Genomic DNA, 23591 nt, shown 5'->3' with positions numbered 1-23591 from the left:
TCAGAAGATCCCCAGTCTCGTCAGCGACTCACGAGTAATGGGGCAGGTGACCCGACAGGATTCCACCTCTCCTCTTGGAGACTCCGGATCATCCGGTGAACAGTTGTGTCGCCTTGCGGACCAGTTCGTACAGACCGTACGTGAGCGGGACCCCCACCCAGACCCAGGCGAAGACGATCAGCGCGGTACGACGGGACTCAGGCACTGCGCTCCCGCTCTCCGGTGCTGTGGTCATCGGCGGTCTCCTCCTGTTCGGCCGACTTCGGTCCGGTCGGCACGGCTGCTTCCGGCAGATGGTGGCGCGGATGTACGGGGCGTACCAGCTCGTTGGCCACGAATCCAACGACGAGCAGCCCGATCATGATGGTCAGCGAGAGTCCGTACAGACCGGGGCCGCTCTTGCCCGCCTCCTCCTGGCTGTCGGCGACCCGGTTGACGATGAGCGGGCCGAGGACGCCGGCCGCCGACCAGGCGGTGAGCAGCCGCCCGTGGATCGCGCCGACCTGGTAGGTGCCGAACAGGTCCTTCAGATACGCGGGGACGGTCGCGAAGCCGCCTCCGTAGAAGGAGAGGATCACCAGCGCGCAGAGGATGAACAGCGGCTTGGACGTGTCGCCGAACAGCGCGATCAGCAGATACATCAGGGCGCCGACGCCCAGGTAGAGGCGGTAGGTGTTCTTCCGGCCGATCACGTCGGAGGTGGACGACCAGCCGATCCGGCCCGCCATGTTGGCGGCGGACAGGAGCGCGACGAAGCCGGCCGCGGCGGAGACGGAGACCGGTGTGTCGGTCTCGGCGAAGAAGTCGGTGATCATCGGGGCGGCCTTCTCCAGGATGCCGATGCCCGCGGTGACGTTCATACAGAGGACGATCCACAGCAGCCAGAACTGCGGTGTGCGGACAGCCGACTTGGCGGAGACCTGGGCGGTGGTGATCAGTGCCGACGCGGGCGCCGCCACCGCCTTCGGTGCCGAGTCCGGACGCGGTACGCGGATCAGCAGGACACCGAGCAGCATGAAGACCGCGTAGACCAGGCCGTGCACGAGGAAGGCCTTGGCGATGCCGTCGCTGGTGGAGCCGAACGACTCCAGCATCTGCGCCGACCACGGCGACGCGATGAGCGCGCCGCCGCCGAAGCCCATGATCGCGATGCCGGTCGCCATGCCCGGCCGGTCGGGGAACCACTTGATCAGCGTCGAGACGGGCGAGATGTAGCCGATGCCGAGTCCGATGCCGCCGACGAAGCCGTAGCCGAGGACTATCAGCCAGAACTGTTCGGTCGCGGCGCCGAGCGCGGACAGCAGGAAGCCGGAGGAGAAGCAGACGAGGGCGACGGTCATCGCCCAGCGTGGGCCGTTGCGTTCGACGAGTGTGCCGCCGAAGGCGGCGGACAGGCCGAGCATCACGATGCCCAACTGGAAGGGGAGGGCGCTCTGGGTGCCGGAGAGGCCGAGAGCGGATTCCAGCGGCGGCTTGAACACGCTCCAGGCGTAGGCCTGGCCGATCGAGAGATGGACCGAGAGGGCTGCGGGGGGTACCAGCCAGCGGCTCCAGCCGACCGGGGCGAGAGGTGGGGTCATGGTCGCGAACTCTAGGAAGCGTCCCGGCCGTTTGGGAAGATCTTTGACCTGCTGTTCACGTCGACAGTATGCCGACGACCGAGGTCTTGTCGGCGGTATTTCCATACTGTAGACAGTATACCGTCGGCAACATGTGTCTCTTCGCTGATTCCCACGCTTCTCTCAACACCCTCAAAGCGAACGGAGAGCCCCACGGTGAAAGTCGCAGTCGTCGGCGCCGGTGCTATCGGCGCCTATGTCGGAGCCGCGCTTGATCGCGCAGGCGCCGAAGTCCATCTCATCGCCCGTGGACCGCACTTGGCGGCCATGAGGCAGCACGGAGTCCGGGTGTACAGCCCTCGCGGCGATTGGACCGCGCGGGTGCACGCCACCGACAAGCCGGCCGACATCGGTCCGGTCGACCATGTGTTCCTGGGTCTCAAGGCGAATTCGTACGCGGCGTGCGGGCCGCTCATCGCGCCTCTGCTCCAGGACCACACGGCGGTCATCGCCGCCCAGAACGGTATTCCCTGGTGGTACTTCCACCGGCACGGCGGCCCGCACGACGGCCGCCGTATCGAGAGCGTCGACCCCGGCGGCTCGGTCAGCGCCGTCCTGCCGCCGGAGCGCGCCATCGGCTGTGTGGTCTACGCGGCGACGGAGCTGGAAGGGCCGGGAGTCGTACGGCACTTGGAAGGCACCCGGTTCTCCATCGGGGAGCCGGACCGGTCGCTCTCGCCACGCACCCAGGAGTTCAGCGAGGCCATGCGGGCGGGCGGGCTCAAGTGTCCGGTCGAGGCCGAACTGCGCGACGAGATCTGGATCAAGCTCCTCGGCAACATCTCCTTCAACCCGATCAGCGCGCTGACCCGCGCGACGATGCGGGAGATGTGCCAACACCGCACCACACGCGAGGTCATCGAGCTGATGATGACCGAGACGCTCCGGGTGGCCGAGGCACTCGGCTGCCACCCCGACATCTCGGTCGAACGCCGGCTGGCCGGCGCCGAACGGGTCGGGGACCACCGGACCTCCACGCTCCAGGACTTGGAGAAGGGGAAGCCGATGGAGCTGGACGTACTGCTCGCGGCCGTCGTCGAACTCGCCGCGATGTGCGACGTCGACGTACCGACGCTGCGCACGGTCGACGCCATCTCGGACCTGCTGGCCCGCGGCGCCGCCGCATAGCGGTCCGACCTCCGACCGCGGGACGGGCTCTGTCGCGCCCGTCCCGCGGTCATGGACGAACTGACCCGCCGGGCTGATCCGGCGCGCCCCGTCCCGACACAAAACCCCTGCGCAAGGCTTCCGCATCCCACGAACCATCGGGATACTGTATGCAATGGCGCGGCCACAAGCCATGACTCATGAGGGAGCGCAGCGTGAAAAGCAGCGCAAGAAGGCGAGATCGCACACCGAAGACCTACGCCAGGCTCGAACACCCACTGGTGCGGGACGAGAAGGGCGGCCCGTTCCGGCAGGCGACCTGGGAAGAAGCACTGGACCGGGCCGCCGAGGGGCTGGGTGCCGCGCGCGGGGCGTTCGGCATGTTCTCCTGCGCACGGGCCACGAACGAGATGAACTACGTCGCGCAGAAGTTCGCGCGCGTGGTGATGGGCACCAACAACGTCGATTCCTGCAACCGGACTTGTCACGCCCCGAGCGTCGCCGGTCTCTCCGCGGCGTTCGGATCCGGCGGCGGCACCTCCTCGTACGGGGAGGTCGAGCACACGGACCTGATCGTGATGTGGGGCTCCAACGCCCGCTTCGCACACCCGATCTTCTTCCAGCATGTCCTCAAGGGCATCAGGAACGGCGCGCGGATGTACGCCGTCGACCCCCGCCGCACCAGCACGGCCGAGTGGGCCGAGAGCTGGATGGGGCTCAACGTCGGGACGGACATCCCGCTCGCCCACGCCGTGGGCCGCGAGATCATCCATGCCGGCCTGCACAACAAGGCGTTCATCGAACAGGCCACCACCGGATTCGAGGAGTACGCGGCCGAGGTCGAGCCGTGGACCCTCTCGGTGGCCGAGCAGGTGACGGGCGTCCCCGCCGCGGCGATCCGCGACCTCGCCCACGCCTACGCCCGCGCCGAGCGGGCCCAGTTGTGCTGGACGCTCGGCATCACCGAGCACCACAACGGCACGGACAACGTCCGGGCGCTGATCAATCTGTCGCTGCTCACCGGGCACGTCGGACGGTACGGCTCCGGGGTGCAGCCCCTGCGCGGGCAGAACAACGTGCAGGGCGGCGGCGACATGGGGGCCATCCCCAACCGGCTGCCCGGCTTCCAGGACATCCTGGAGCCGGAGGTACGGCAGAAGTTCGAGACCGCGTGGGACACCGTGATCCAGCCCCACTACGGCCTCAACCTGACCGACATGTTCGAGGCGATGGAGACCGGCGACCTCAGGGCCGTCTACTGCATCGGTGAGAACCCGGCGCAGTCCGAGGCCGACAGCGAGCAGGCCGTCACCCGGATGAAGGCGCTCGACTTCCTGGTGGTGCAGGACATCTTCCTCACCAAGACGGCGGAGTTGGCGGACGTGGTCCTGCCCGCGACGGCCGCCTGGTGCGAGACCGACGGCACCAGCACCAACAGCGAGCGCCGGGTCCAGCGCGTACGCAAGGCCCTCGACCCGCCCGGCGAGGCCCGCGAGGACATCGACATCATCTGCGACCTGGCGCAGCGGCTGGGGCACCCGTGGAAGTTCGCGGACGCGGAGACCGTCTGGAACGAGCTGCGCGCGCTGTCCCCCGACCACTTCGGGATGACGTACGACCGGCTGGAGGAGCACCAGGGCATCCAGTGGCCGTGCCCCGACACCGAGCGGCTCGAACCCACCTATCTGCACGGCAGGTTGTGGGACGCGGACCCCGAGAAGCGCGGCAGGCTCGCCCCGTTCGGCATCGTGAAGCACGACCCGCCGGTGGATCTGACGGACGATCAGTATCCGATCAGGCTCACCACGGGACGGCGGCTCGACTCGTACAACACCGGTGTGCAGAGCGGGAGTTTCGCCTCCCCGCTGCGCCGCGGCGAGTACCTGGAGCTGTGCCCGGAGGACGCGCAGTTGTACGGCGTCGAGGTCGGCGAGGAGGTCCAGATCTCCTCACGGCGCGGCACGGTGCGGGCCCCGGTGTGGATCGACCCCGGACTGCGTCCCGGACTCGCCTTCATGACCATGCATTTCCCGGACGAGGTGGACACCAACCAGCTGACGATCGAGGCGAACTGCCCGATCGCCGGCACCGCCGAGTTCAAGGCCTCGGCCATCCGGATCGAGAAGTTGCCCGGATACGTGACAGAGATGTCCGCGACAGCGGCGAGGAGCTGAGAATCAGTGGACCTGCACTTCGGTGACAGCGAACCGACGGACGAGGAACGGGCGGCGGTCGACTCGCTGCTGGGCCCCGCGACGTCGGCGTGGGAAGGCGCGGCGGACCGCTCGGACACGGATCTGCGCTGGGCCCGCGGTGGTCGCGAGGCACGCGAACGGCGCGACCTGCTGTTGCCGGGGCTGCACGCCGTCAACGACCGCGTCGGCTGGATCAGCGAGGGCGCGCTCGCCTACCTCTGCCGGCGGCTCACGGTGCCGCCGGCGGAGGCGTACGGCGTGGCCACGTTCTACTCGATGTTCGCCGTCAAGCCCCGGCCCGCCAAGGTGCTGCACGTCTGCACCGACCTGGCGTGCGCGGGGAACGGGTCCGCGAAGCTCTGCGCGGACCTGGAGGAGCGGATCGGCGCGGCGGGCTCGGCGGCGGACGGTGTCGTCTGGCAGTCGAGCCCGTGCCTGGGCCTGTGCGAACGGGCCCCAGCGGCACTGGTGTTGCAGGCGGGCACCCCGTCCGACACCGTGCCCGCCCACCGGGACCCCCGGCTCAGGGACGCCGGTACGGCGGCGTGGGCGTCCGCCAACGGCTCGTCCGCCGAACCCGCCCCCCGGCGGCAGGCGTTCGCCGTCATCGCGCCGGCCACCGTCGACGCGCTGGTCGACGCCGCCGCGGCCCCGGAGGACGCCCCCGGCGAACCGTCCGCCGCCATGGCCGTACCGCAGGCCGGGCAGGAGGGCCTGATACTGCTGCGCCGGGTCGGCGTCGTCGACCCGTACAGCATCGACGACTACCGGACGCACGGCGGATACAGCGCCCTGCGGCGGGCGTTCGACATCGGACCGGCGGAAGTGATCCGGGAGGTCACCGACTCCGGACTGCTCGGCCGCGGCGGCGCGGCCTTCCCCACCGGGCGCAAGTGGCAGGCCACCGCCTCGCAGCCCGACCGGCCGCACTATCTGGTCTGCAACGCCGACGAGTCGGAGCCCGGCACCTTCAAGGACCGGGTGATCATGGAGGGCGACCCGTTCGCCCTGATCGAGGCCATGACGATCGCCGGTTACGCCACCGGCGCCCATGTCGGCTACCTCTATCTGCGCGGCGAGTACCCGCGCGCACTGCACCGTCTTGAGAACGCCCTCACCCAGGCGCGGCTGCGCGGATTCCTCGGTGACGACGTCCTCGGCCAGGGGTACGCCTTCGACATCGAGATCCGCCGGGGCGCCGGCGCGTACATCTGCGGCGAGGAGACGGCCCTCTTCAACTCGATCGAGGGCTTCCGCGGCGAACCGCGCTCCAAGCCGCCGTTCCCGGTGGAGAAGGGGCTGTTCGGCAAGCCGACCGCCGCCAACAACGTCGAGACGCTGATCAACGTGCTGCCCATCCTGACGATGGGCGCCGAGGCGTACGCGGCGATCGGCACCGGGAACTCCACCGGGCCCAAGCTGTTCTGCGTCTCGGGCAATGTCGAGCGGCCCGGCATCTACGAGCTGCCGTTCGGCGCCACCCTCGGTGATCTGCTGGACCTCGCGGGCACGCCGACCGAGATCAGGGCGATCCTGCTCGGCGGCGCGGCGGGCGGTTTCGTAAGGCCCGACGAGCGGGACATCCCGCTCACCTTCGAGGGGACCAGGGCCGCCGGGACCACCCTCGGCTCCGGCGTGATCCTGGTCATGGACGACACCGTCGGCCTGCCCCGGACGCTGCTGCGCATCGCCGAGTTCTTCCGCGACGAGTCCTGCGGACAGTGCGTGCCCTGCCGGGTCGGCACCGTCCGCCAGGAGGAGGCGCTGCACCGCCTCAAGGACCGCACGGGCGCCGCGGCGTCCGACGACATCGCGCTTCTGCGCGAGGTCGGACAGACCATGCGCGACGCCTCCATCTGCGGTCTGGGACAGACCGCGTGGAACGCCGTCGAGTCCGCCATCGACCGTCTGGGGGCTTTCAAGTGACCGTTGTACCGCTCCAACTGCCGCGCCGTCTGCTTGAGTTCACACTCGACGGCGAGCCCACCCGAGTCCCCGAGGGCTCCACCATCCTGGACGCCTGCCGGGCGGCGGGCAAGGACATCCCGACGCTCTGCGAGGGCGACACGCTCACGCCGAAGAACGCGTGCCGGGTCTGCGTCGTGGAGGTCGAGGGCGCCCGTACGCTCGCCCCGGCGTGCTCACGCCGAGCCGAGGCCGGCATGGAGGTGAAGACGGACTCCGAGCGTGCCCGGACCAGCCGCAAGGTGGTCCTCGAACTGCTCGCCTCGTCCACCGACCTCTCCACCACGCCCCGCGCGGCCGAGTGGATCAAGGAGTACGAGGCGAAGCCCGACCGCTTCGGGCCCGACGCCGCACGGGTCAACGAGACGCCGAAGATCGACAACGATCTCTACGTCCGGGACCTCGACAAATGCATCCTCTGCTACAAGTGCGTCGACGCGTGCGGCGACCAGTGGCAGAACACCTTCGCCATCTCCGTCGCCGGGCGCGGCTTCGACGCCAGGATCTCCACCGAGCACGCCGTGGCGCTCCCCGAATCGGCGTGCGTCTACTGCGGCAACTGCATCGAGGTCTGCCCGACCGGCGCGCTCAGCTTCAAGTCGGAGTTCGACATGCGCGCGGCCGGGACCTGGGACGAGTCGGCGCAGACGGAGACCACGACGGTCTGCGCGTACTGCGGAGTGGGCTGCAACCTCACTCTGCACGTGCAGGAGAATGAGATCGTCAAGGTCACCTCACCGCACGACAACCCGGTGACCCACGGCAACCTGTGCATCAAGGGCCGCTTCGGATACCAGCACGCGCAGCAGCGATAGAGCCGGCGGTCCGGCAAGCCAGGGACCAGCGAACAGGAAACAGCGAACAGGGAGGATCACCATGGGACGGGTCACCGAGCGCCGCCGCACCATCCGCATCAGGGACGGTGCCGTCACCACCCGCCCCGACACCCTGGTCGCCGAGGAGCCCATGGAGATCAGGCTGAACGGCAAGCCGCTCGCCATCACCATGCGCACCCCCGGCGACGACTTCGCGCTCGCCGCCGGATTCCTGGTCAGCGAGGGCGTCCTCGGCTCGGCCGAGGACGTCCGCTCGATCGTGTACTGCGCCGGGGCGACGGACGACGGCAGCAACACGTACAACGTGGTGGACGTCCAGCTCGCGCCCGGCGTCCCGATGCCGGACATCACGCTGGAGCGCAACGTCTACACCACGTCCTCGTGCGGCCTGTGCGGCAAGGCCAGCCTCGACGCCGTTCGCACCACGGCCCGCTTCCCGATCTCCGACACTCCCCCGGTCCGGGTCGAACCTGCTGTGCTCTCCGGCCTCCCCGACCGGCTGCGGGCAGCACAGCAGGTCTTCGACCGGACCGGGGGTCTGCACGCGGCGGCCCTGTTCTCCGAGGACGGTGAACTGCTCGACATCCGGGAGGACGTGGGCCGCCACAACGCCGTCGACAAGCTCGTCGGACGGGCGCTCCAGCAAGGTCTGCTGCCACTGTCACGGGTGATCCTGCTGGTGTCGGGGCGGGCGTCCTTCGAGCTGGCCCAGAAGGCGGTGATGGCCGGAATCCCGGTCCTGGCGGCGGTCTCGGCACCGTCGTCGCTCGCCGTCGACCTCGCCGCGGAGGCCGGGCTGACGCTCGTCGGCTTCCTCCGCGGCCCCTCCATGAACGTGTATGCCGGCGACGACCGCATCGCCCTCCACAGCGAGGTGTGACGCGCTGCCGCCGCACGGGATACACGGGATAGGGACCCGGCCGGCGGGGAGCGCCCCCTGCGCCGGCCGGGTCTTGCCTGCTTTACTTTTTTGGGGCTCGGTTCGCCTCTGACCAGCGGCTCGGCAGGTGGGGTCAGTCCCAGACCAGATTGAGGGAGCGTTCGAAGTTGACGTATCCGGCTCGGGCAAAGGCTTTTGCCATGGGGACGTTGCCGAGGTCCGTCGATGCCCTGATCCGGTCGACGCCCTCGGCGGCCAGGATACGGGTGCCCTCGGCGAGGATTTCGTCGATGTAGCCGTTGCCGCGGTGTGCGGGCAGGACACCGATGTACGCGATGATCGGGTGGTAGCTGTTGCGGGCCGGGATCACGAAGCCCACCGGGCCGCCGCCGTCGGGCAGTTCAGCGATGCGCCACCATTCGTGCGGGCTCTTGAACCTGGCGAACTCTCCGTCGTAGTGCCGTTCCGCCGCCTCGCGCGAGGTCAGTCCGGATGCCAGGTCCGCCTGGCCGTGGGCGTCGAGGGTGCCCTCCATGACCGGGGTCATCAGGGCGAGGAGGTCCTCGCGGTCGGCGACCGGGCGGAAGACGAGACGCCCCTTGGACTCCGGGAGCAGGGACGACGGGGTCCATTGCAGCCGCAGCCGCTCGACCAGCAGCCGTGCGCCCGTGCTCTCCAGCAGGCGCGTGCGGGACTCGACCACCTCGCGGGCTGCGGGGTCCTCACGCCAGTCGGGCGGGACGAAACGACCGTACTCCGGCAGTTTGGCGCCCGCAGGGAAGACGGCCGCCGTCGCTGTCTCGAACAGTCGCCGGCCGATCTCGTCGCGGTCGGCTGTGGGCAGCGTGTCGTCGATGTCGAAGAAGTCGAACTGCAGCGGGATGTCACCGCCCGGGGTTGTCCACCAGGCGAGCCGGGCGAGGAGGCGGTCGCCGTCCAGGGCCACCCAGGTCCACTCGGGGCGGCGGCATCCGTTGGCGAAGTCGTCGGTCAGTTCGTGGTCCAGGACGTAGGAGAGCCGGCAGAAGAGTTCGATCTCCTCGGGGCCGGTCAGAGGTCGGTAACTCACCGATGTCAGTGTCAAGTCAACTCCTGTGAAGGGGTACAGCGCTCGGGACCCGGCAGGACGTGCCGGTCAGGCGCGCCGGATGTCCGGGCAGATGGCGGCGCGGGCCATCTGCCGCTCAGGCCGATTCGAGGACCGGGCGGATTTCGAGCGCCTCCGGGGTGGGGAAGCCGCGGGCCAGCTCGATGGCCTCGGCGTGGTCGGCCACCTCCAGCACGAACCAGCCGCCGAGGGTCTCCTCCCCGCTGTGCACCGGTCCCTCGGTCACCGCTGCGGATCCGTCCGCCGTCTTGCGCACGGTGACAGGGCCCTGGTGCTCGGTGTCGAGGGCGTCGCCGCCCGCCAGCTTGCCCGCTGCCGCGAGCTCGCCGATCCACGTCTCGTACGCATTGCGGTAGGCATCGCGGTCGGCCTGGATCCGGGCGCGTGACGCCTGCGTCTCGAAGATCACGAGGGCGTATTTCATGAGCCATTCTCCTGTTCGGTGTTCCTGGTGGTGATGTTGGTTCTGGTGGTGGGTGGGATACGGGCCAGTGCGCCTGTCTCCAGGGCCGTCCACAGGGCGCCGTCCGGGCCCACCGTGATCCCGTGCGGTTCGGAGGCCGGGGTGGGCAGGTCGTGGGCGGTGACCGTGCCGTCGGAGGTGATCGAGCCGACGCGGTTGCCGGCCCACTCGGTGAACCACGCGGTACCGTCGGTGTCGGTGGTGACGGCGTGCGGCCGGGCCGAGCGGTCGGGCAGCGGGTACTCGGTGATCCGGCCGTCGGGCGCCCTGCGACCGATCTGACCGGCGGCGATCTCGGTGAACCAGACGCCACCGTCATGGCTCGCGGCGATACCCACCGGGGCGGCGGCCTCGGTGGGAAGCTCGTGGATCGTGATGCGGCCGTCCATGCCGATGCGGCCGATGGCGTTGGCCTGGTTCATCGTGAACCACATTGCCTCCCCGTCCGCGGCGATCGCGGAGGGGAACGCGCCGGTGCACGGCAGCGGGTACTCCGTGACCGATCCGTCGGTGGTGAGGCGGCCGATGCGGTCGGCGGCGGTTTCGGTGAACCACAGCGCGCCGTCCGGGCCCGCGGCGATACCGAAGGGACCGCACCGCGCGGTCGGCAGCGCGAACTCCGTCATGTGGCCGGCCGTCGTGATCCTGCCGATTCGGTGCGCCCGGTACTGGGTGAACCACAGGGCGCCGTCCGGCCCGGTGGTGATGACCGTCGGACCGCTGTCCGTGGCGAGCTGATGGCTGGTCGGCTTCTGTCCCGGGACGAGTCGGCCGATCTGGCCGCTGTGCACCATGGTGAACCACAGCGCGCCGTCCGATCCGGTGGTTATCGCGTACGGGCCGCTGTCGCGACCGGACACCGCGTACTCTTCGACGGTCCGCGTCGTCACTGCTGCTCCAGACCTTCGGCGGCGGCGATGCGTTCGATGTCCTGCGGGGAACCGGCCATGATGGTGCGCGCGTGCGCGGTCACCAGCTCGACGGGCCAGTCCCACCAGGCGGCGCGCACGAGCCGTTCGATGTCGTTGTCGTCGAAGCGCTGTCTGATTGTTCTGGCCGGGTTCCCGCCCACGATGGTGTACGGCGGCACATCGGCGGTGACCATCGCGCCGGCCGCGATCACGGCACCGTCGCCGATCCGTATTCCCGGCATCACGGTGGCTCCGTATCCGAACCACACGTCGTTGCCGACCACCGTGTCCCCGCGGCTGGGCATGCCGGTGACGATGTCGAGGGTCTGCTCGGCCCACTCCCCACCGAACATGGTGAAAGGGAAGGTGGACACCCCCATCGACGGGTGGTCGGCGCCCGCCATCAGGAATCGAGTGCCCGTGGCGATCGCGCAGTACTTGCCGATGATCAGCCGTTCCGGACCGTAGGCGTAGAGCACATTGCGCTGCACGAAGTCGGTCGCGCCGTCGGGGTCGTCGTAGTAGGTGAAGTCACCTGCCACGACGTTGGTTCCGGCGACCAGTGGCTTGAGGAAGACGACCCGCTCGTGGGCAGGCAGTGGGTGGAGCGAGGCCGGGTCAGGTGTCCGGGCGGCTCTCGGGTCGGATGTCACGTGGGAATCGCTCCGTGGGGGTTCGTGCGCGGCGGCCGGGGCCCGGGGCGTGAGGCCCAGGACCGGTGAGGTACGCGACTTCCGCGCGGTCCGGGTTTTGGGGGCCGTCGGCTGGATCGAGCGAGCCGATCCTGCTGTCTTGTGCCGGTTCATGCTGTCACCTGTGGGGGGCTGACCGGCTCGGCACCCAGCATGCGGAGCGAGCAACCTGGGAACAACGGCCGATCTTGTTATGGTCGTTAACCCAGAGGTTCATGAATGCGGGGGCATGAGGGAGCAGGGGCGGAATGGAACTGCGGGACATAGAGATCTTCCTGATACTCGCGGAGGAACTCCACTTCGGCCGCAGCGCCGAACGCCTGCATGTCTCCCCAGCCCGTGTCAGCCAGGCGATCAAGAAGCAGGAACGCGTCATCGGCGCTCAGCTCTTCGAGCGGACCAGCCGCCACGTGCGGATGACCCCTGTCGGAGAGGTGCTGCTCCAGCGGCTTAAGCCGGCATACGAGGGCATCCAGGAAGCCATAGCCGAGGTGACCACCATCGCCCGCCATCCGTCCGGCACGCTGACGCTGGGGGTCATGGGTGCACAGATGCATGACATGCGCCCGGTCCTGACCCATTTCCGGGCCGGGCACCCGTCCGTCGGACTCCGGTTCAAAGAGGTGTTCTTCAGCGATCCGTTCGGAGCCTTGCGGGCCGGTGAGGTCGACGCGGTGACCACGTGGCTGCCCGTTCGCGAGCCGGACCTGACCGTCGGGGTGGTGCTGCGCGAGGAACCGCTCCACTTGATGGTGGCCACCGACCACCCGCTCGCCCGGCAGGAGTCGGTGAGCGTGGAGGTGCTCGGTGACCACATCGTGCCGCGCCTGAACGGCCCTCTTCCCGCCTACTGGGAGAGCGCCGTCCTGCCGGCCCGCACACCGGCCGGACGCCCCGTCCGCCGCGGCCCGGCCGTCTCGACGTTCTACGAGATCCTTGCCCTCGTCGCGGCAGGCGACGTGGTGTGCACGGTCCCCGACGAGGGACGGCGCTACAACGCGCAGCCCGACGTCGCCTTCCTTCCCCTCCACGATGCCCCGCCCGTCCAGTGGGCCCTGATCTGGCGCACCAACAGCGCGAACCCACTGGTACGCGCACTCGCCGAGGCGGCGACGGACTGCGGGGACGCAACCAGAATGACCATGTAATCCGCGTGACCGCGGGTGCGTGGCCAAGTGAGCCTGCCTGGGACTCCAGTCGTAGATCGCTATCTCGGTTCACTCGCCGGAGACGTGGGCCGGGGCTCAGACATGGGCCGGCGTTCAACCGGTCGTGGCTCAACGGACTGGGGTTCATGTGGCTCATCCGGGAGGGGGTCGCGGGAGCGGCGTTTGGCCAGCAGCGCGCAGACCACCAGTTGCAGCATGTGGAACAGCATCAGCGGCATGACCGCCAGGCTGGCCTGCGCGCCGAACAGCACGCTCGCCATCGGCAGTCCGGCCGCGAGGCTCTTCTTCGACCCGGCGAACTGGATCGCCACCCGGTCCGCCCGGTCGAAGCCCAGCCGCCGCGCCCCGTACCAGCTGATCGTCAGCATCGCCGCGAGCAGCACCACCTCGACCGCGAACAGCGCTCCGAGCCGCCCCGGAGTCACCTGGTGCCAGACGCCCGCGACCATGCCCTGGCTGAAGGCCGTGTAGACGACCAGCAGGATCGATCCGCGGTCCACCCGGCCAAGCAGCGTGCGGTGCCGGGTGAGGAAGCCGGCGACCCAGCGGCGCAGCAACTGGCCGGCGACGAAAGGCAGCAGCAGCTGCGCCACGATCCGCAGGAGCGAGTCGGGCGAGAAGCCGTTCGCGCCGCCGCCGAGCAGGAGGGCGGCGAGCAGGGGTGTCGCCACGATGCCCGCGATGCTGGAGAAGGACCCGGCGCAGATCGCCGCCGCCACGTTGCCGCGTGCGATGGACGTGTACGCGATGGACGACTGGATCGTCGAGGGCACCAGGCACAGGAAGAGCAGCCCGCTGTACAGCTCCGGTGTCAGGACGAAGGGCACGAGGCCTCGCGCGGCCAGTCCCAGCAGCGGGAAGACCAGGAACGTGCAGGCCAGGACGGTCAGATGGAGCCGCCAGCTCTTGAGTCCGTCCAGCGCCTCGCGGGTCGAGAGCCGGGCGCCGTAGAGGAAGAAAAGAAGCGCGACGGCGCCGGTCGACGCCCCGCCGGCGACGTCCGCCGCGGTGCCGGAGGCGGGCAGCAGTGCCGCGAGGGCGACGGTGCCGAGGAGGGCGAGGATGTACGGGTCGACGCGCGGCCAGGACGGCATGCGCCGGGACGAGCGCGGACGGGGAGACGGGGAGGGGGACGAGGTACGGCGGCGGTTCATGTGCTCCACTGGCTCTTGCTCGGACGCGTTACTGATCATGTCCGTGTTCGGGACGGATCGCGCGCTCTCCATCGTCCAGGTTCCGAGCTTGATCGGGAATCCCGTATACGGCTCTGACTGTCATCACGTTCCACGATGACGGCGGACTACCCTGTTCCGCATGTACGACGTGTACGACCCCGCACAGCTCCGCACCTTCCTGGCCGTGGCGCAGACCCTCAGCTTCACCCAGGCCGCGCGGCGGCTGGGGGTGCGGCAGTCGACGGTCAGCCAGCACGTACGACGGCTGGAGGCCGCGGCCGGTGACCGGCAGCTGTTCACCCGGGACACGCACAGCGTGGAGCTGACGGAGGACGGCGAGGCCATGCTGGGCTTCGCCCGTACGATCCTGGCGGCCCACGAGCGGGCTGCGGCGTACTTCTCCGGGACCCGGCTGCGCGGCAGGCTCCGCTTCGGTGCCTCCGAGGACTTCGTCCTGACGCGGCTGCCCGAGATCCTGGAGTCGTTCCGTACGGATCACCCCGAGGTCGATCTGGAACTGACCGTCGAGCTGTCCGGCACGCTGCACGAGCGGCTGGCGGCCGGTGAGCTGGATCTGGTGCTGGCCAAGCGCGGGGGCGACGACACGCGTGGCGAGCTGGTCTGGCAGTCCACGCTGACCTGGATCGGGGCCCCGCATGTGCGGGTCGACCCCGAGCGCCCGGTGCCGCTGATCCTGTTCCCGGCGCCCGGTATCACCCGTGCCCGTGCGCTGGAGGCGCTTTCGGCAGAGGGCAGGGCGTGGCGCATCGCCTGTACGAGCGCGAGTCTGAACGGGCTGATCGCGGCGGCCCGCGCGGGGCTCGGCGTGATGGCGCACGCCCGTGGCCTGATCCCGCCGGGCCTGGTGCCGGTGCCGGCGCGTGCGGGGCTGCCGGAGCTGGGCGGTGTGGACTTCGTCCTGCTGCACGGACGGCGGGACGGAAGACGGGACGGACGCGGTCGTCGTGGGGGCGCGTCGGACCGCGGTCCCGCGGACGCGCTCGCCGACGCGATCCTGGCCGGCGGCGACCGGCTGCACCGCCCCGCCGACGCGCGGTGAGGGTCGGCACCGACGAGAACACGCCAGACCGGGACGCTGGTACAGGCCAAGCCCCTCACCACCAGCGGAGGGGCGTAATCGCGCCGTACAGATTCGGTGGAGATTCCCTCCAAGCGCACTTACTCTACGGTCAGAAGACCGCCCCCACCCCCTCTCCGGGACTCTCTTCCGGGCTCTGACCTGGAGCGATACAGCAAGGCGCCACTTCCGTCCGCTCCCTGCCGCCGGACTGCCCCTTGGGGTACCGTCACGGCGCCGTGCGGAGCGCCACAAGGAGCAGGTCATTGCGCGAGTTCACTGTCCGTCCCATGGCGTCCGCGCCCCATGCGGGTGGGCTGGCGGATGTCGTATTCGATCATGCGCTGGATGATCCCGACCGTGTCGCGCTCGGCCGCAAGGGCGCGGACGGTCTGTGGCGGAACGTGAGTTCGGCCGAATTCCGCGACGAGGTGCTGGCCCTGGCGAAGGGGCTGCTGGCGCAGGGTGTGCGGTTCGGTGACCGGGTCGCGATCATGTCCCGTACCCGGTACGAGTGGACGGTCTTCGACTTCGCGCTCTGGTCGATCGGCGCCCAGTCTGTGCCGGTCTATCCGACGTCCTCCGCCGAGCAGGTCTTCTGGATGCTGTACGACGCCGAGGTGTCGGCGTGCATGGTCGAGCACGAGGACCACGCGATGACCGTCGGCTCGGTGATCGACCGGCTCCCGCGCCTCAAGCGGCTGTGGCAACTGGACGCCGGAGCCGTCGCCGAACTGACGGGCGCGGGCGCCGAGATCGACGACGATGTGGTGCACCGGCACTGCCGGGCGGTGACACCCGACTCCACGGCCACGGTCATCTACACCTCGGGCACCACCGGCCGCCCCAAGGGCTGCGTCATCACGCACGCGAACTTCATGTTCGAGACGGACACGATGATCTCCCGCTGGGAGCCGGTCTTCCACTCCAAGCGCGGCGACGAGGCGTCGACGCTGCTCTTCCTGCCGCTGGCGCACGTCTTCGGCCGGATGGTCGAGATCGCCGCGATCCGGGGACGGGTGAAGCTCGGCCACCAGCCGGTGATGCGGGCGAGCGAACTCCTGCCGGATCTGGCCGCGTTCCGGCCGAGCTTCATCCTGGCCGTGCCGTACATCTTCGAGAAGATCTTCCACGCCGCGCGCCGCAAGGCGGAGCGCGAGGGGAGGACGGGGGCCTTCGACAAGGCCGTGGAGGTGGCGGTGAAGCACGCGGAGGCCATGGAGCACAAGGCGTTCGGGCTCGGCCCAGGACCGTCGACGGGGCTGCGGATCCAGCACCAGTTCTTCGAGAAGGCCGTGTACTCGAAGGTGCGCGCCGCCATGGGCGGCCGGGTGCGGCACGCGATGTCGGGCGGTTCGGGGATGGACCGGCGGCTCGGCCTGTTCTTCGAGGGCGCCGGTGTCACGGTCTTCGAGGGGTACGGCCTGACGGAGTCGAGCGCGGCGGCGACGGCCAACCCGCCGGAGCGCACCCGGTACGGGACGGTCGGCCAGCCCATTCCCGGCACCACGGTGCACATCGCGAAGGACGGCGAGGTGTGGCTGCACGGCGCGCACATCTTCGGCGGCTATCTGAACGACCCGAAGGCCACCGACGCCGTCCTGCGCGACGGCTGGCTCGCCACGGGCGACCTCGGCGCGCTCGACGAGGACGGCTATCTGACCATCACCGGGCGGAAGAAGGAGATCCTGGTGACGTCGGGCGGCAAGAGCGTGTCGCCGGCCGGTCTCGAGGAGCGCGTACGGGCCCATCCGCTGGTCGCCCAGTGCATCGTGGTCGGCAACGACCGCCCGTACATCGCGGCGCTGGTGACCGTCGACCAGGAGGCGGTGGACCACTGGCTCTCGATGCAGGGCAAGCCGCCGCTGCGGCCGGTGGACCTGGTGCGCGACCCTGATCTGGAGATGGAGATCCGGCGCGCGGTGGTGGCGGCCAACACGCTGGTGTCGCAGGCCGAGTCGATCCGTACGTTCCGGATCCTGGCGCATCCCTTCAGCGAGGAGCACGGGCTGCTGACGCCGTCGCTGAAGCTCAAGCGCAAGGCGATCGAGACGGCGTACACGGTCGAGGTGAACGCGCTGTACCGCTGACGGAATGCCTGCGCGCCCTCGTTCGTTGAGGCCCTGAGAATCAGCCGACGACATAAGGATCGACCGCACGTGAGCAAGGTCCCCTCCCTGACCCTCAACAACGGCGTCGAAATGCCCCAACTGGGGTTCGGTGTCTGGCAGGTCCCCGACGACGAGGCGGCGCGGGCGGTGAGTACGGCCCTGGAGGTCGGCTACCGCAGCATCGACACGGCAGCGATTTACCGGAACGAGGAGGGCACGGGCAGGGCCATCGGCGCGTCCGGGATCGCGCGCGAAGAACTGTTCGTCACCACCAAGTTGTGGAACTCCAGGAAGGTGACATGGACGCGGGACAGCGTCCTGAGCGCGTTCGACACGTCACTGTCGAAGCTCGGTCTCGACCACGTCGACCTGTATCTGATCCACTGGCCACGTGCCGCGCGTGACGACTACCTCACGATCTGGCGCGCGTTCGAGGAGATCGCGGAGAGCGGCCGGGCCAGGGCCATCGGTGTCTCCAACTTCCAGCCGGCGCATCTGCGCCGGCTGCTGGACGAGACGTCGGTCGTGCCCGCGGTCAACCAGGTGGAGCTGCACCCTCAGTTCCAGCAGGCCGAGGTGCGTGCCGTCCACGCCGAGCACGGCATCGTGACGGAGGCCTGGTCACCGCTGGGCTCCGGCAAGGGGCTCCTGGAGGTCCCCACGGTGCTCGCGATCGCCCGCAAGCACGGCAGGACGGCCGCGCAGACGGTGCTGCGCTGGCACCTTCAGCTCGGGAACGTGGCGATCCCGAAGTCCGTCACGCCGTCGCGGATCAAGGAGAACTTCGACCCGTTCGGCTTCGAACTGGACGCCGAGGACCTGGCGGCGCTGGCCGCGCTGGACTCCGACACCCGGCTGGGAGACGACCCGGACACGTTCGGCAACTAGGGAGTGCCTTGTCGATCGGGCCGGATCAGGCGCGGGACGGGACCGGTCCCGTCCCGTGCCCGGCGGCGTCGAGTTCGCGGCCGAGCAGTGCCAGGCCCGCGAGGAGGCAGACCATGCCGACGGGCACGGTCCAGTGGTTGCGGCCGAAGCCCATGCCGACGGCCATCACCATGGTTCCGGCGGTCACCAGCGCGGCCGATCCGGGTGTCCCGCGCCGTACGACGGCGGCCAGGACCGCGAAGACGATCAGCCCGACGAAGACCACCTGGGCGCCGATGCCGTAGATGACCGCCTCGGCGCCGGGGATGTCCTTCACCCCGGCGAAGGCGTCTTTCAGTTCGGCGCTGTTGGCCGAGGTGAAGCCGCCGACGAGGTCGATGGAGAGCTGGACGACGTTCGCCAGCGAGCTGAACAGGACGATCACGACGCTCGCGGTCACCGCGACCCGCTGCCCCGTGGTCCGTGCTCCGGCTATACGGCGGAAGCGCAGGCCCATGACGGCGAACAGGACGAATCCCGCGAGCCACACCGCGTGTGCGGCGGTCCACCAGCCGCCGGGTTCGGACTGCCCGTCGATCGGCCGCATCAGCAGCCAGCCGCCGAGGAAGAGCGCGGGCGCCGCCGCGAAGAGCGCGCGGGTGCTCAGGCCGCCGGGCGCGGGCCGCGATGCGGGGACGCCGGTGTCGATACCGGTACGGGCGGGGCGCGTTGAGCTGGTCAGGTTCATGCTCGAACTGTCCCAGCGGCCGGGTGACAGATCACTCAGGTCGGCACCCGGAAACCACCTGGGGTTTTCCCCCGGTCACCAACTCCGGTTTCCCCGCACGGTGTTCCTGCGGGCTGATGCCCCGTACCCGCTTGAACGCCACGCTCAGCGCGAACGAGCCACCGTAGCCGACCTGCCGGGCGATCGACTCGACCGTCGCGTCCGTCTGCCTCAACCGGTCGGCGGCCAGCGAGAGCCGCCAGTCGGCGAGATACGCCATCGGCGACTCCCCCACCAGCGCGGTGAAACGGCGGGCGGGCGCCGCGCGCGAGACCCCGCACTTACCCGCCGGATTAGTGCCGTGACCGGCGTCCAGGTCTCAGGGACGACCGCCTCCGTCTCAGCTCGCGCCGTGTGTGGGCGCGATCTCCTCGACGCGTGCGGCCAGATCGAAGTCGCGCTCGGTGATCCCGCCCACGTCGTGGGAGTTCACCGCCACGTCGACGGTGTTGTAGCCGAGGGTGAGATCGGAGTGGTGGTTCAGCTCCTGCTGGATGCGCGCGACGTGCACGACCATCGCCGTCGCGGCGAAGTGGTCGGCGAGCCGGTAGCTCCGGGTGAGCTTCCCGTCCTCCACGGACCACTCGGGCAGCGCCACCAGCCGGTCCTCGATCTCCTGCGGTGTCAGCGATTCCTTCGCCATGGCTCACTCCTTACGGGGCCCGCCGGGGACCCTCGCCAGTTCGGGAGACGCGGTGTCGAGCGGCACCGTGTAGGAGCGTACGAGCCCGAGCTGCACGGACTGCCGGGTCTGTACGGCGTCGAGCAGCCAGTCCGCCGCGACACGCACCCGGTTCCCCGGCATGGCCGCCAGGTGGTAGCCGCGCGTGACGGCACCGGCGAGCGCGCCGGAGAGCGGTACCCCGAGGGGGTTGGCCGCCGCCTTGACCCCGCCGAGGTCGACGAGGAAGCCGAGATCGTGGTGCACGTACGTCTCGCCGTCCCCGTACCCGAGGGACGCCGCGACGTTGCGGCCGGCGACCTTGCCCTGACGGGCCGCGTGCTGCGCGGTCATCGGTGTGCACTGTCCGGGCCTGGTCAGATCGGGTACGGCGGCGGCGTCGCCGCACGCGAAGACCTCGGGGTGGCCGGGTACACGCAGCTGTGGGTCGACCAGCAGCCTGCCCTTCTCCACGGGCAGTCCGACCTCGGCGACCAGCGGGTCGGGCCGTACGCCGACGCACCAGACGAGGGTCCGGGTCTCGATGAATTCCCCGTCGTCCAGCTGGACGCCCCTCGGGGTGGCCTCCTGGACGGACGTGCCGGTGCGGACGTCGACGCCGCGCCCGCGCAGGACGCGGTCGGCGGTGTCGGAGAGCCTGCGGTCCAGCGCGGGCAGAACCCTGGGCGCGATGTCGATGAGCAGCCAGCGCGGGGCGAGGGTGTGTCCCCAGCCGGGCTGCTTGCGGATCAGGGCGTCGGTGAACAGCTTGCCCTGGGCGGCGACCTCGGTGCCGGTGTAGCCCGCGCCGACCACCACGAAGGTGGTGCGCGTCGCGCTTTTCGCGGGGTCGCCGGCGGCGGCGAGTTCGATCTGGCGGGTGACGTGGTCGCGCAGGTAAAGGGCCTCGGGCAGGCCCCGGAAGCCGTGCGCGTACTCGGCGACGCCCGGGATCGGCAGCAGTTTGTTGACGCTGCCGACGGCGAGGACGAGCCGGTCGTAGGTCAGCTCGCCCCGCTCGCCCTCGGGGCCGGTGTACCGCACGAGCCGCTTCTTGAGGTCGATGTGCCCGGCCTCTCCGAGTACGACGCGTACGCGCGGCAGCGAGCCGGGAAGGGAGACGGTCACCCGGCGCGGCTCCAGGACTCCGGCCGCGACCTGGGGCAGGAGCGGAAGGTAGAGGAAATAGTCGGTGGGGTTGAGCAGGACGATTTCGGCCTTGTCCCGTACGCGCCGGGAGAGCGTACGGGCGGCCTCGAAGCCGGCGAATCCGGCTCCGACGACGACGATGCGGGAACGGCTCACGTTCGACTCCGGACGGTTACGTATCGGGTCGTACGGACAGTTGCCCCCTACGCCATTATCCTCGCGTGCGCCGGTACTGCGACATGATCTCGGTGGGTGTGAGCGCCCGGTCGAAGAACGTCAGGTCGTCCATCCGGCAGTCGCAGGGATTGCCCTCCTGGGTGTTCTGCGGATAACTGCCGCCGATCTTGATGCCACGCGGATCGGTGGGCGACGCCGCGTCGGGCTCCGGCGGTCCGTCCACCGCCCACGGGTCGCCGGGCACGACGTACCGGCCGGGCAGCGGGCGGCCGTCGCGGTACAGCGCCATGGCGCCGGTGTCGAAGTCGAACGTCGCGGCGAGGGAGACCCAGGTGTCCGGCGGCAGGATCCGCCGCCAGTCGGCGTCGGCGGCGAACGTCTGCGAACTCCCGCCGTCCACCCGGCGGCCGAGGGCCACGACCTTCATCTCCCCGTTGACCGTGATGAGTTCGAGCAGGGCGCGTACGTCGTGGCCCTGCGAGGTGCCGGAGAGGATCCCGGCGAGGCCGATCGCGTTGTAACGGTCGTCCGGGTCGGGGGTGTTGGAGTTCGGCGCGGGGTTGTCGGCGGTCATCTTGAACCAGCCCATGACGGTCGTCTGCCGCGCTCCGTTGAAGGCGCGCAGGGTCGGCACCCCCTGCGGGCCGTACACGCCGGCCTTCCAGTCGTCGGTGCTCGCGGTCGCGGGCGAGACCTGGCGGGTACGCAGGACATGCCCGCGCCGCTCGTCGTCCCTCACCCGTGCCCGCTCGCCGCCGTTGACGAGTTCGAGCGTGGTGCCCGAGCGGCCCCGGTCCCGCTCGCGGGCCGGGTCTCCGGGGACGGGGTGCTCGAAGTCGTACGCGGCGACGGGGCGCGGCAGGTGTCGCGGCGACGGCTGCGGCTCACCCGCCGGGGCGAACGCCGTGACCAGCAGCGTCGTGGCCAGAGCCAGGGTCAGTGCGAGTCTGCGTCGTCCCGCTGTGTCAGCGCGCATCGGTCACCTTCCAGATCTTGCCGTTGGCCTTCGCCAGGACGTACAGCTCACCCGCGCGGTCGGTGCCGAACCGCAGGTCGACCCTCTTGTCCCCGGCCAGCGCCGCCATCGAGGTCGTCGTGCCCGCCGCGTCGAGGACCTTGAACTGGTGGACCTCGGCGAGCGGCCCGCCGCGGCGCATGTCCGCCACGTCGGAGTAGAAGATCCGGCCGCCGACGCCCTCGCCGTAGACGTACTTGCCCCGCAACTCGGGGATCTCCGCGCCCCGGTAGACGAAGCCGCCGATCACCGCGTTGCCGCTGTCGGCGCACGGTGTCTCCGGCGGCGGGACGTGGTCGAAGGCCGCGACCGGATAGGTGTAGCCGTACTGCTCGTCGTTCTCGGGGAGTTGGTAGACACCGCAGGTCGGGTTCCCCTCCTTGCGGTACTCGAAGGGTCCCTCGCGGTCGCTCCAGCCCAGGTTGTCGCCGGCCCTGACGTCGTACACGGACTCGATGCGGTGCTCCCCGATGCTGCCGACGAACATCTGGCCGCTGCCCCCGGAGTCCCAGCTGAACCGGTGCGGGTCACGGAAGCCGTACGCGTAGATCTCGCCGAGCACGTACTTCCGGTGGACGAAGGGGTTGGACGGCGGGATGCCGTACTTGCCGCCGGGGCCGTTGTGACCGCGCGGATCGATGCGCAGGATCTTGCCCTGCGGGACATACAGATCCTGCGGCACCGAACTGCGCCAGCCCGCCCCGCCGTCCCCGGCCGCGATGTAGAGCAGCCCGTAATCCTCGTCTCCGGGGCGGGCGTTGGGGTTGAAGTTGATCTCCTGGATGTCGTGGATGGTGCTCTGGAAGCCCAGCCGCATCACCTCGCGGCGCTTGCCGCTGAACGTAGCGGCGGCCGGGTCGTCGGCGGTCCATTCCGTGACCACGCTGTGGACGACCGTGACTCCGCCGGAGGGCAGGTCGGGGCGCTTCTTCAGCGCGTCCCTGGCTTCGGTGTGGACGGTGTAGAAGCGGCCGTTCTCCGCGAACTCGGGGTGGAACGCGACGAATCCGAACCCGCTGCCGAGGCCCTGGTGGGACCAGAAGTCGGCGCCGAAGGCCGCACCGACGTCCAGATACTCGGTGGGCTTGCCCGCGCTGTCCAGCAGGTGCAGCTTGCCGTTGAGGTCGGGGACGTACAACCGGCCCGATCCGTCGGGGACTTCACCGACGAAGTTGATCCGGGCCCAGCGCTTGAGCCGGTCGTCGGTCGGCGGAGGCACCGGCGCCGACTTGGGGAGCGTCGAGAACTCGTCAAGAACCAGGCCAATTTCGGAGAGTGTCGGATCGGGCAGTGGATCGGCGATCGGCCCGTCCTCACGCGCGGACGCGGGTGGCACGAGCAGTGTCATCAGCAGCACCCCCGCCGCGACGGCCAGTCGTTTTCTCGCTGTTCTTCCTGTTGTTCCGGGCTTGTTCATCCCGCTCACCTCGTCGGCTCGGACGGTTACAGCACGGACCTACGGCTTTTCAACCGGATAGAAAGCGCTTCCAACGAAGCGTCCGCGCCAAGCTACAAACGAGACAACGGCGCGGCAAGAGGCCCGGAGCGAGCAATGTGGCCCGTGCATCGTTTTCGGGCACGACCGCCCCATGAGACGGTCAAGTCCCCAGGGGTGCGTGGGGAGTC

Annotated in this window: 20 protein-coding genes and 1 pseudogene; 9 read left to right on the top strand and 12 right to left on the bottom strand. The window is 69.8% G+C overall.

Annotated elements, in window-relative coordinates:
* Window positions 1-197: 197 nt before the first annotated feature.
* A complete protein-coding gene (locus tag ACIBLA_RS04280) occupies window positions 198-1580 on the bottom strand; it encodes an OFA family MFS transporter (RefSeq protein ID WP_363244245.1) in 1383 nt (460 codons plus the stop codon).
* Between the two features lie 195 nt (window positions 1581-1775).
* Here ACIBLA_RS04280 and ACIBLA_RS04275 point away from each other — a divergent pair, with 195 nt between their 5' ends.
* The 5 genes from ACIBLA_RS04275 to fdhD all read left to right on the top strand — a co-directional run bounded on the left by ACIBLA_RS04275 (window position 1776) and on the right by fdhD (window position 8602).
* Window positions 1776-2747: a 2-dehydropantoate 2-reductase gene (locus ACIBLA_RS04275; protein WP_363244244.1), complete on the top strand. Its 972-nt coding sequence runs from the start codon at window positions 1776-1778 to the stop codon at window positions 2745-2747.
* 194 nt (window positions 2748-2941) lie between these two features.
* The gene (locus ACIBLA_RS04270) at window positions 2942-4900 is read left to right on the top strand and encodes a molybdopterin oxidoreductase family protein (RefSeq protein ID WP_399197701.1); all 1959 of its coding nucleotides are present in this window, start codon (window positions 2942-2944) and stop codon (window positions 4898-4900) included.
* Between the two features lie 6 nt (window positions 4901-4906).
* Complete coding sequence (locus ACIBLA_RS04265; RefSeq protein WP_399197700.1) at window positions 4907-6847, top strand: NAD(P)H-dependent oxidoreductase subunit E; 1941 nt, start codon at window positions 4907-4909, stop codon at window positions 6845-6847.
* Window positions 6844-7701 carry a 2Fe-2S iron-sulfur cluster-binding protein gene (locus ACIBLA_RS04260; RefSeq protein ID WP_399197699.1) on the top strand — a complete coding sequence of 286 codons (858 nt, stop codon included), beginning with the start codon at window positions 6844-6846 and terminating at the stop codon, window positions 7699-7701. The genes ACIBLA_RS04265 and ACIBLA_RS04260 overlap by 4 nt, the downstream gene beginning before the upstream one ends.
* A 61-nt stretch (window positions 7702-7762) precedes the next feature.
* A complete protein-coding gene (gene fdhD, locus ACIBLA_RS04255; protein WP_363244240.1) occupies window positions 7763-8602 on the top strand; it encodes a formate dehydrogenase accessory sulfurtransferase FdhD in 840 nt (279 codons plus the stop codon).
* A 133-nt stretch (window positions 8603-8735) separates the two neighbouring features.
* Here fdhD and ACIBLA_RS04250 read toward each other — a convergent pair whose 3' ends face one another.
* The 4 genes from ACIBLA_RS04250 to ACIBLA_RS04235 all read right to left on the bottom strand — a co-directional run bounded on the left by ACIBLA_RS04250 (window position 8736) and on the right by ACIBLA_RS04235 (window position 11737).
* Window positions 8736-9671 carry a GNAT family N-acetyltransferase gene (locus ACIBLA_RS04250; RefSeq protein WP_363244239.1) on the bottom strand — a complete coding sequence of 312 codons (936 nt, stop codon included), beginning with the start codon at window positions 9669-9671 and terminating at the stop codon, window positions 8736-8738.
* 115 nt (window positions 9672-9786) lie between these two features.
* Window positions 9787-10134, bottom strand: a complete 348-nt coding sequence (locus ACIBLA_RS04245; protein ID WP_363244238.1) for a YciI family protein — start codon at window positions 10132-10134, stop codon at window positions 9787-9789.
* Window positions 10131-11063: a virginiamycin B lyase gene (locus ACIBLA_RS04240; protein WP_363244237.1), complete on the bottom strand. Its 933-nt coding sequence runs from the start codon at window positions 11061-11063 to the stop codon at window positions 10131-10133. Before ACIBLA_RS04240 ends, ACIBLA_RS04245 begins: the two co-directional genes overlap by 4 nt.
* The gene (locus ACIBLA_RS04235; protein WP_399197698.1) at window positions 11060-11737 is read right to left on the bottom strand and encodes a CatB-related O-acetyltransferase; all 678 of its coding nucleotides are present in this window, start codon (window positions 11735-11737) and stop codon (window positions 11060-11062) included. Before ACIBLA_RS04235 ends, ACIBLA_RS04240 begins: the two co-directional genes overlap by 4 nt.
* A 287-nt stretch (window positions 11738-12024) precedes the next feature.
* On the opposite strand from ACIBLA_RS04235, the gene ACIBLA_RS04230 reads away from it, so the two are divergent.
* On the top strand, window positions 12025-12924 hold the full coding sequence (locus tag ACIBLA_RS04230) for a LysR substrate-binding domain-containing protein (RefSeq protein WP_363244235.1): 900 nt from the start codon (window positions 12025-12027) through the stop codon (window positions 12922-12924).
* Between the two features lie 59 nt (window positions 12925-12983).
* Here the strand turns inward: ACIBLA_RS04230 and ACIBLA_RS04225 are convergent, their stop codons facing one another.
* Window positions 12984-14099 (bottom strand): bile acid:sodium symporter family protein, encoded by a 1116-nt coding sequence (locus ACIBLA_RS04225; RefSeq protein ID WP_399197697.1) that lies wholly within the window; start codon window positions 14097-14099, stop codon window positions 12984-12986.
* A 160-nt stretch (window positions 14100-14259) separates the two neighbouring features.
* On the opposite strand from ACIBLA_RS04225, the gene ACIBLA_RS04220 reads away from it, so the two are divergent.
* The 3 genes from ACIBLA_RS04220 (at window position 14260) to ACIBLA_RS04210 (ending at window position 18197) form a co-directional block, all read left to right on the top strand.
* A complete protein-coding gene (locus tag ACIBLA_RS04220; protein ID WP_399197696.1) occupies window positions 14260-15180 on the top strand; it encodes a LysR substrate-binding domain-containing protein in 921 nt (306 codons plus the stop codon).
* A 308-nt stretch (window positions 15181-15488) separates the two neighbouring features.
* Window positions 15489-17288 (top strand): long-chain fatty acid--CoA ligase, encoded by a 1800-nt coding sequence (locus ACIBLA_RS04215; RefSeq protein ID WP_363244232.1) that lies wholly within the window; start codon window positions 15489-15491, stop codon window positions 17286-17288.
* A 69-nt stretch (window positions 17289-17357) separates the two neighbouring features.
* Window positions 17358-18197 carry an aldo/keto reductase gene (locus ACIBLA_RS04210; protein ID WP_363244231.1) on the top strand — a complete coding sequence of 280 codons (840 nt, stop codon included), beginning with the start codon at window positions 17358-17360 and terminating at the stop codon, window positions 18195-18197.
* Between the two features lie 25 nt (window positions 18198-18222).
* Here ACIBLA_RS04210 and ACIBLA_RS04205 read toward each other — a convergent pair whose 3' ends face one another.
* From ACIBLA_RS04205 to ACIBLA_RS04180, 6 genes and pseudogenes are all read right to left on the bottom strand, one after another.
* A complete protein-coding gene (locus ACIBLA_RS04205) occupies window positions 18223-18924 on the bottom strand; it encodes a hypothetical protein (protein ID WP_363244230.1) in 702 nt (233 codons plus the stop codon).
* A 31-nt stretch (window positions 18925-18955) separates the two neighbouring features.
* Window positions 18956-19252 (bottom strand): annotated as a pseudogene (locus ACIBLA_RS04200) (helix-turn-helix transcriptional regulator); the annotation flags it as partial.
* 51 nt (window positions 19253-19303) lie between these two features.
* Complete coding sequence (locus tag ACIBLA_RS04195; protein WP_363244229.1) at window positions 19304-19606, bottom strand: 4a-hydroxytetrahydrobiopterin dehydratase; 303 nt, start codon at window positions 19604-19606, stop codon at window positions 19304-19306.
* Between the two features lie 3 nt (window positions 19607-19609).
* The gene (locus ACIBLA_RS04190) at window positions 19610-20929 is read right to left on the bottom strand and encodes an NAD(P)/FAD-dependent oxidoreductase (protein WP_363244228.1); all 1320 of its coding nucleotides are present in this window, start codon (window positions 20927-20929) and stop codon (window positions 19610-19612) included.
* A 55-nt stretch (window positions 20930-20984) separates the two neighbouring features.
* Entirely contained in the window at window positions 20985-21926 is a 942-nt protein-coding gene (locus ACIBLA_RS04185; RefSeq protein WP_363244227.1) for a LamG-like jellyroll fold domain-containing protein, read from the bottom strand.
* Window positions 21916-23382 carry a PQQ-dependent sugar dehydrogenase gene (locus ACIBLA_RS04180; RefSeq protein WP_363244226.1) on the bottom strand — a complete coding sequence of 489 codons (1467 nt, stop codon included), beginning with the start codon at window positions 23380-23382 and terminating at the stop codon, window positions 21916-21918. Before ACIBLA_RS04180 ends, ACIBLA_RS04185 begins: the two co-directional genes overlap by 11 nt.
* Between the last annotated feature and the right edge of the window lie 209 nt (window positions 23383-23591).

The sequence above is a fragment of the Streptomyces sp. NPDC050433 genome (assembly GCF_044458565.1).
GTDB lineage: Bacteria > Actinomycetota > Actinomycetes > Streptomycetales > Streptomycetaceae > Streptomyces.
The sequence above is the reverse complement of the archived record's forward strand: the minus strand, read 5'-3'. Positions and strand labels throughout refer to the sequence as shown.

Excerpts from the sequence above, each read along its gene's own strand:
- ACIBLA_RS04220 (WP_399197696.1), top strand. The coding sequence starts at position 14,260 with ATGTACGACGTGTACGACCCCGCACAGCTCCGCACCTTCCTGGCCGTG.
- ACIBLA_RS04215 (WP_363244232.1), top strand. The coding sequence starts at position 15,489 with ATGGCGTCCGCGCCCCATGCGGGTGGGCTGGCGGATGTCGTATTCGAT.
- ACIBLA_RS04245 (WP_363244238.1), bottom strand. The coding sequence starts at position 10,134 with ATGAAATACGCCCTCGTGATCTTCGAGACGCAGGCGTCACGCGCCCGG.
- fdhD (WP_363244240.1), top strand. The coding sequence starts at position 7,763 with ATGGGACGGGTCACCGAGCGCCGCCGCACCATCCGCATCAGGGACGGT.
- ACIBLA_RS04230 (WP_363244235.1), top strand. The coding sequence starts at position 12,025 with ATGGAACTGCGGGACATAGAGATCTTCCTGATACTCGCGGAGGAACTC.
- ACIBLA_RS04180 (WP_363244226.1), bottom strand. The coding sequence starts at position 23,382 with ATGAACAAGCCCGGAACAACAGGAAGAACAGCGAGAAAACGACTGGCC.
- ACIBLA_RS04225 (WP_399197697.1), bottom strand. The coding sequence starts at position 14,099 with ATGAACCGCCGCCGTACCTCGTCCCCCTCCCCGTCTCCCCGTCCGCGC.
- ACIBLA_RS04280 (WP_363244245.1), bottom strand. The coding sequence starts at position 1,580 with ATGACCCCACCTCTCGCCCCGGTCGGCTGGAGCCGCTGGCTGGTACCC.
- ACIBLA_RS04185 (WP_363244227.1), bottom strand. The coding sequence starts at position 21,926 with ATGCGCGCTGACACAGCGGGACGACGCAGACTCGCACTGACCCTGGCT.
- ACIBLA_RS04205 (WP_363244230.1), bottom strand. The coding sequence starts at position 18,924 with ATGAACCTGACCAGCTCAACGCGCCCCGCCCGTACCGGTATCGACACC.
- ACIBLA_RS04195 (WP_363244229.1), bottom strand. The coding sequence starts at position 19,606 with ATGGCGAAGGAATCGCTGACACCGCAGGAGATCGAGGACCGGCTGGTG.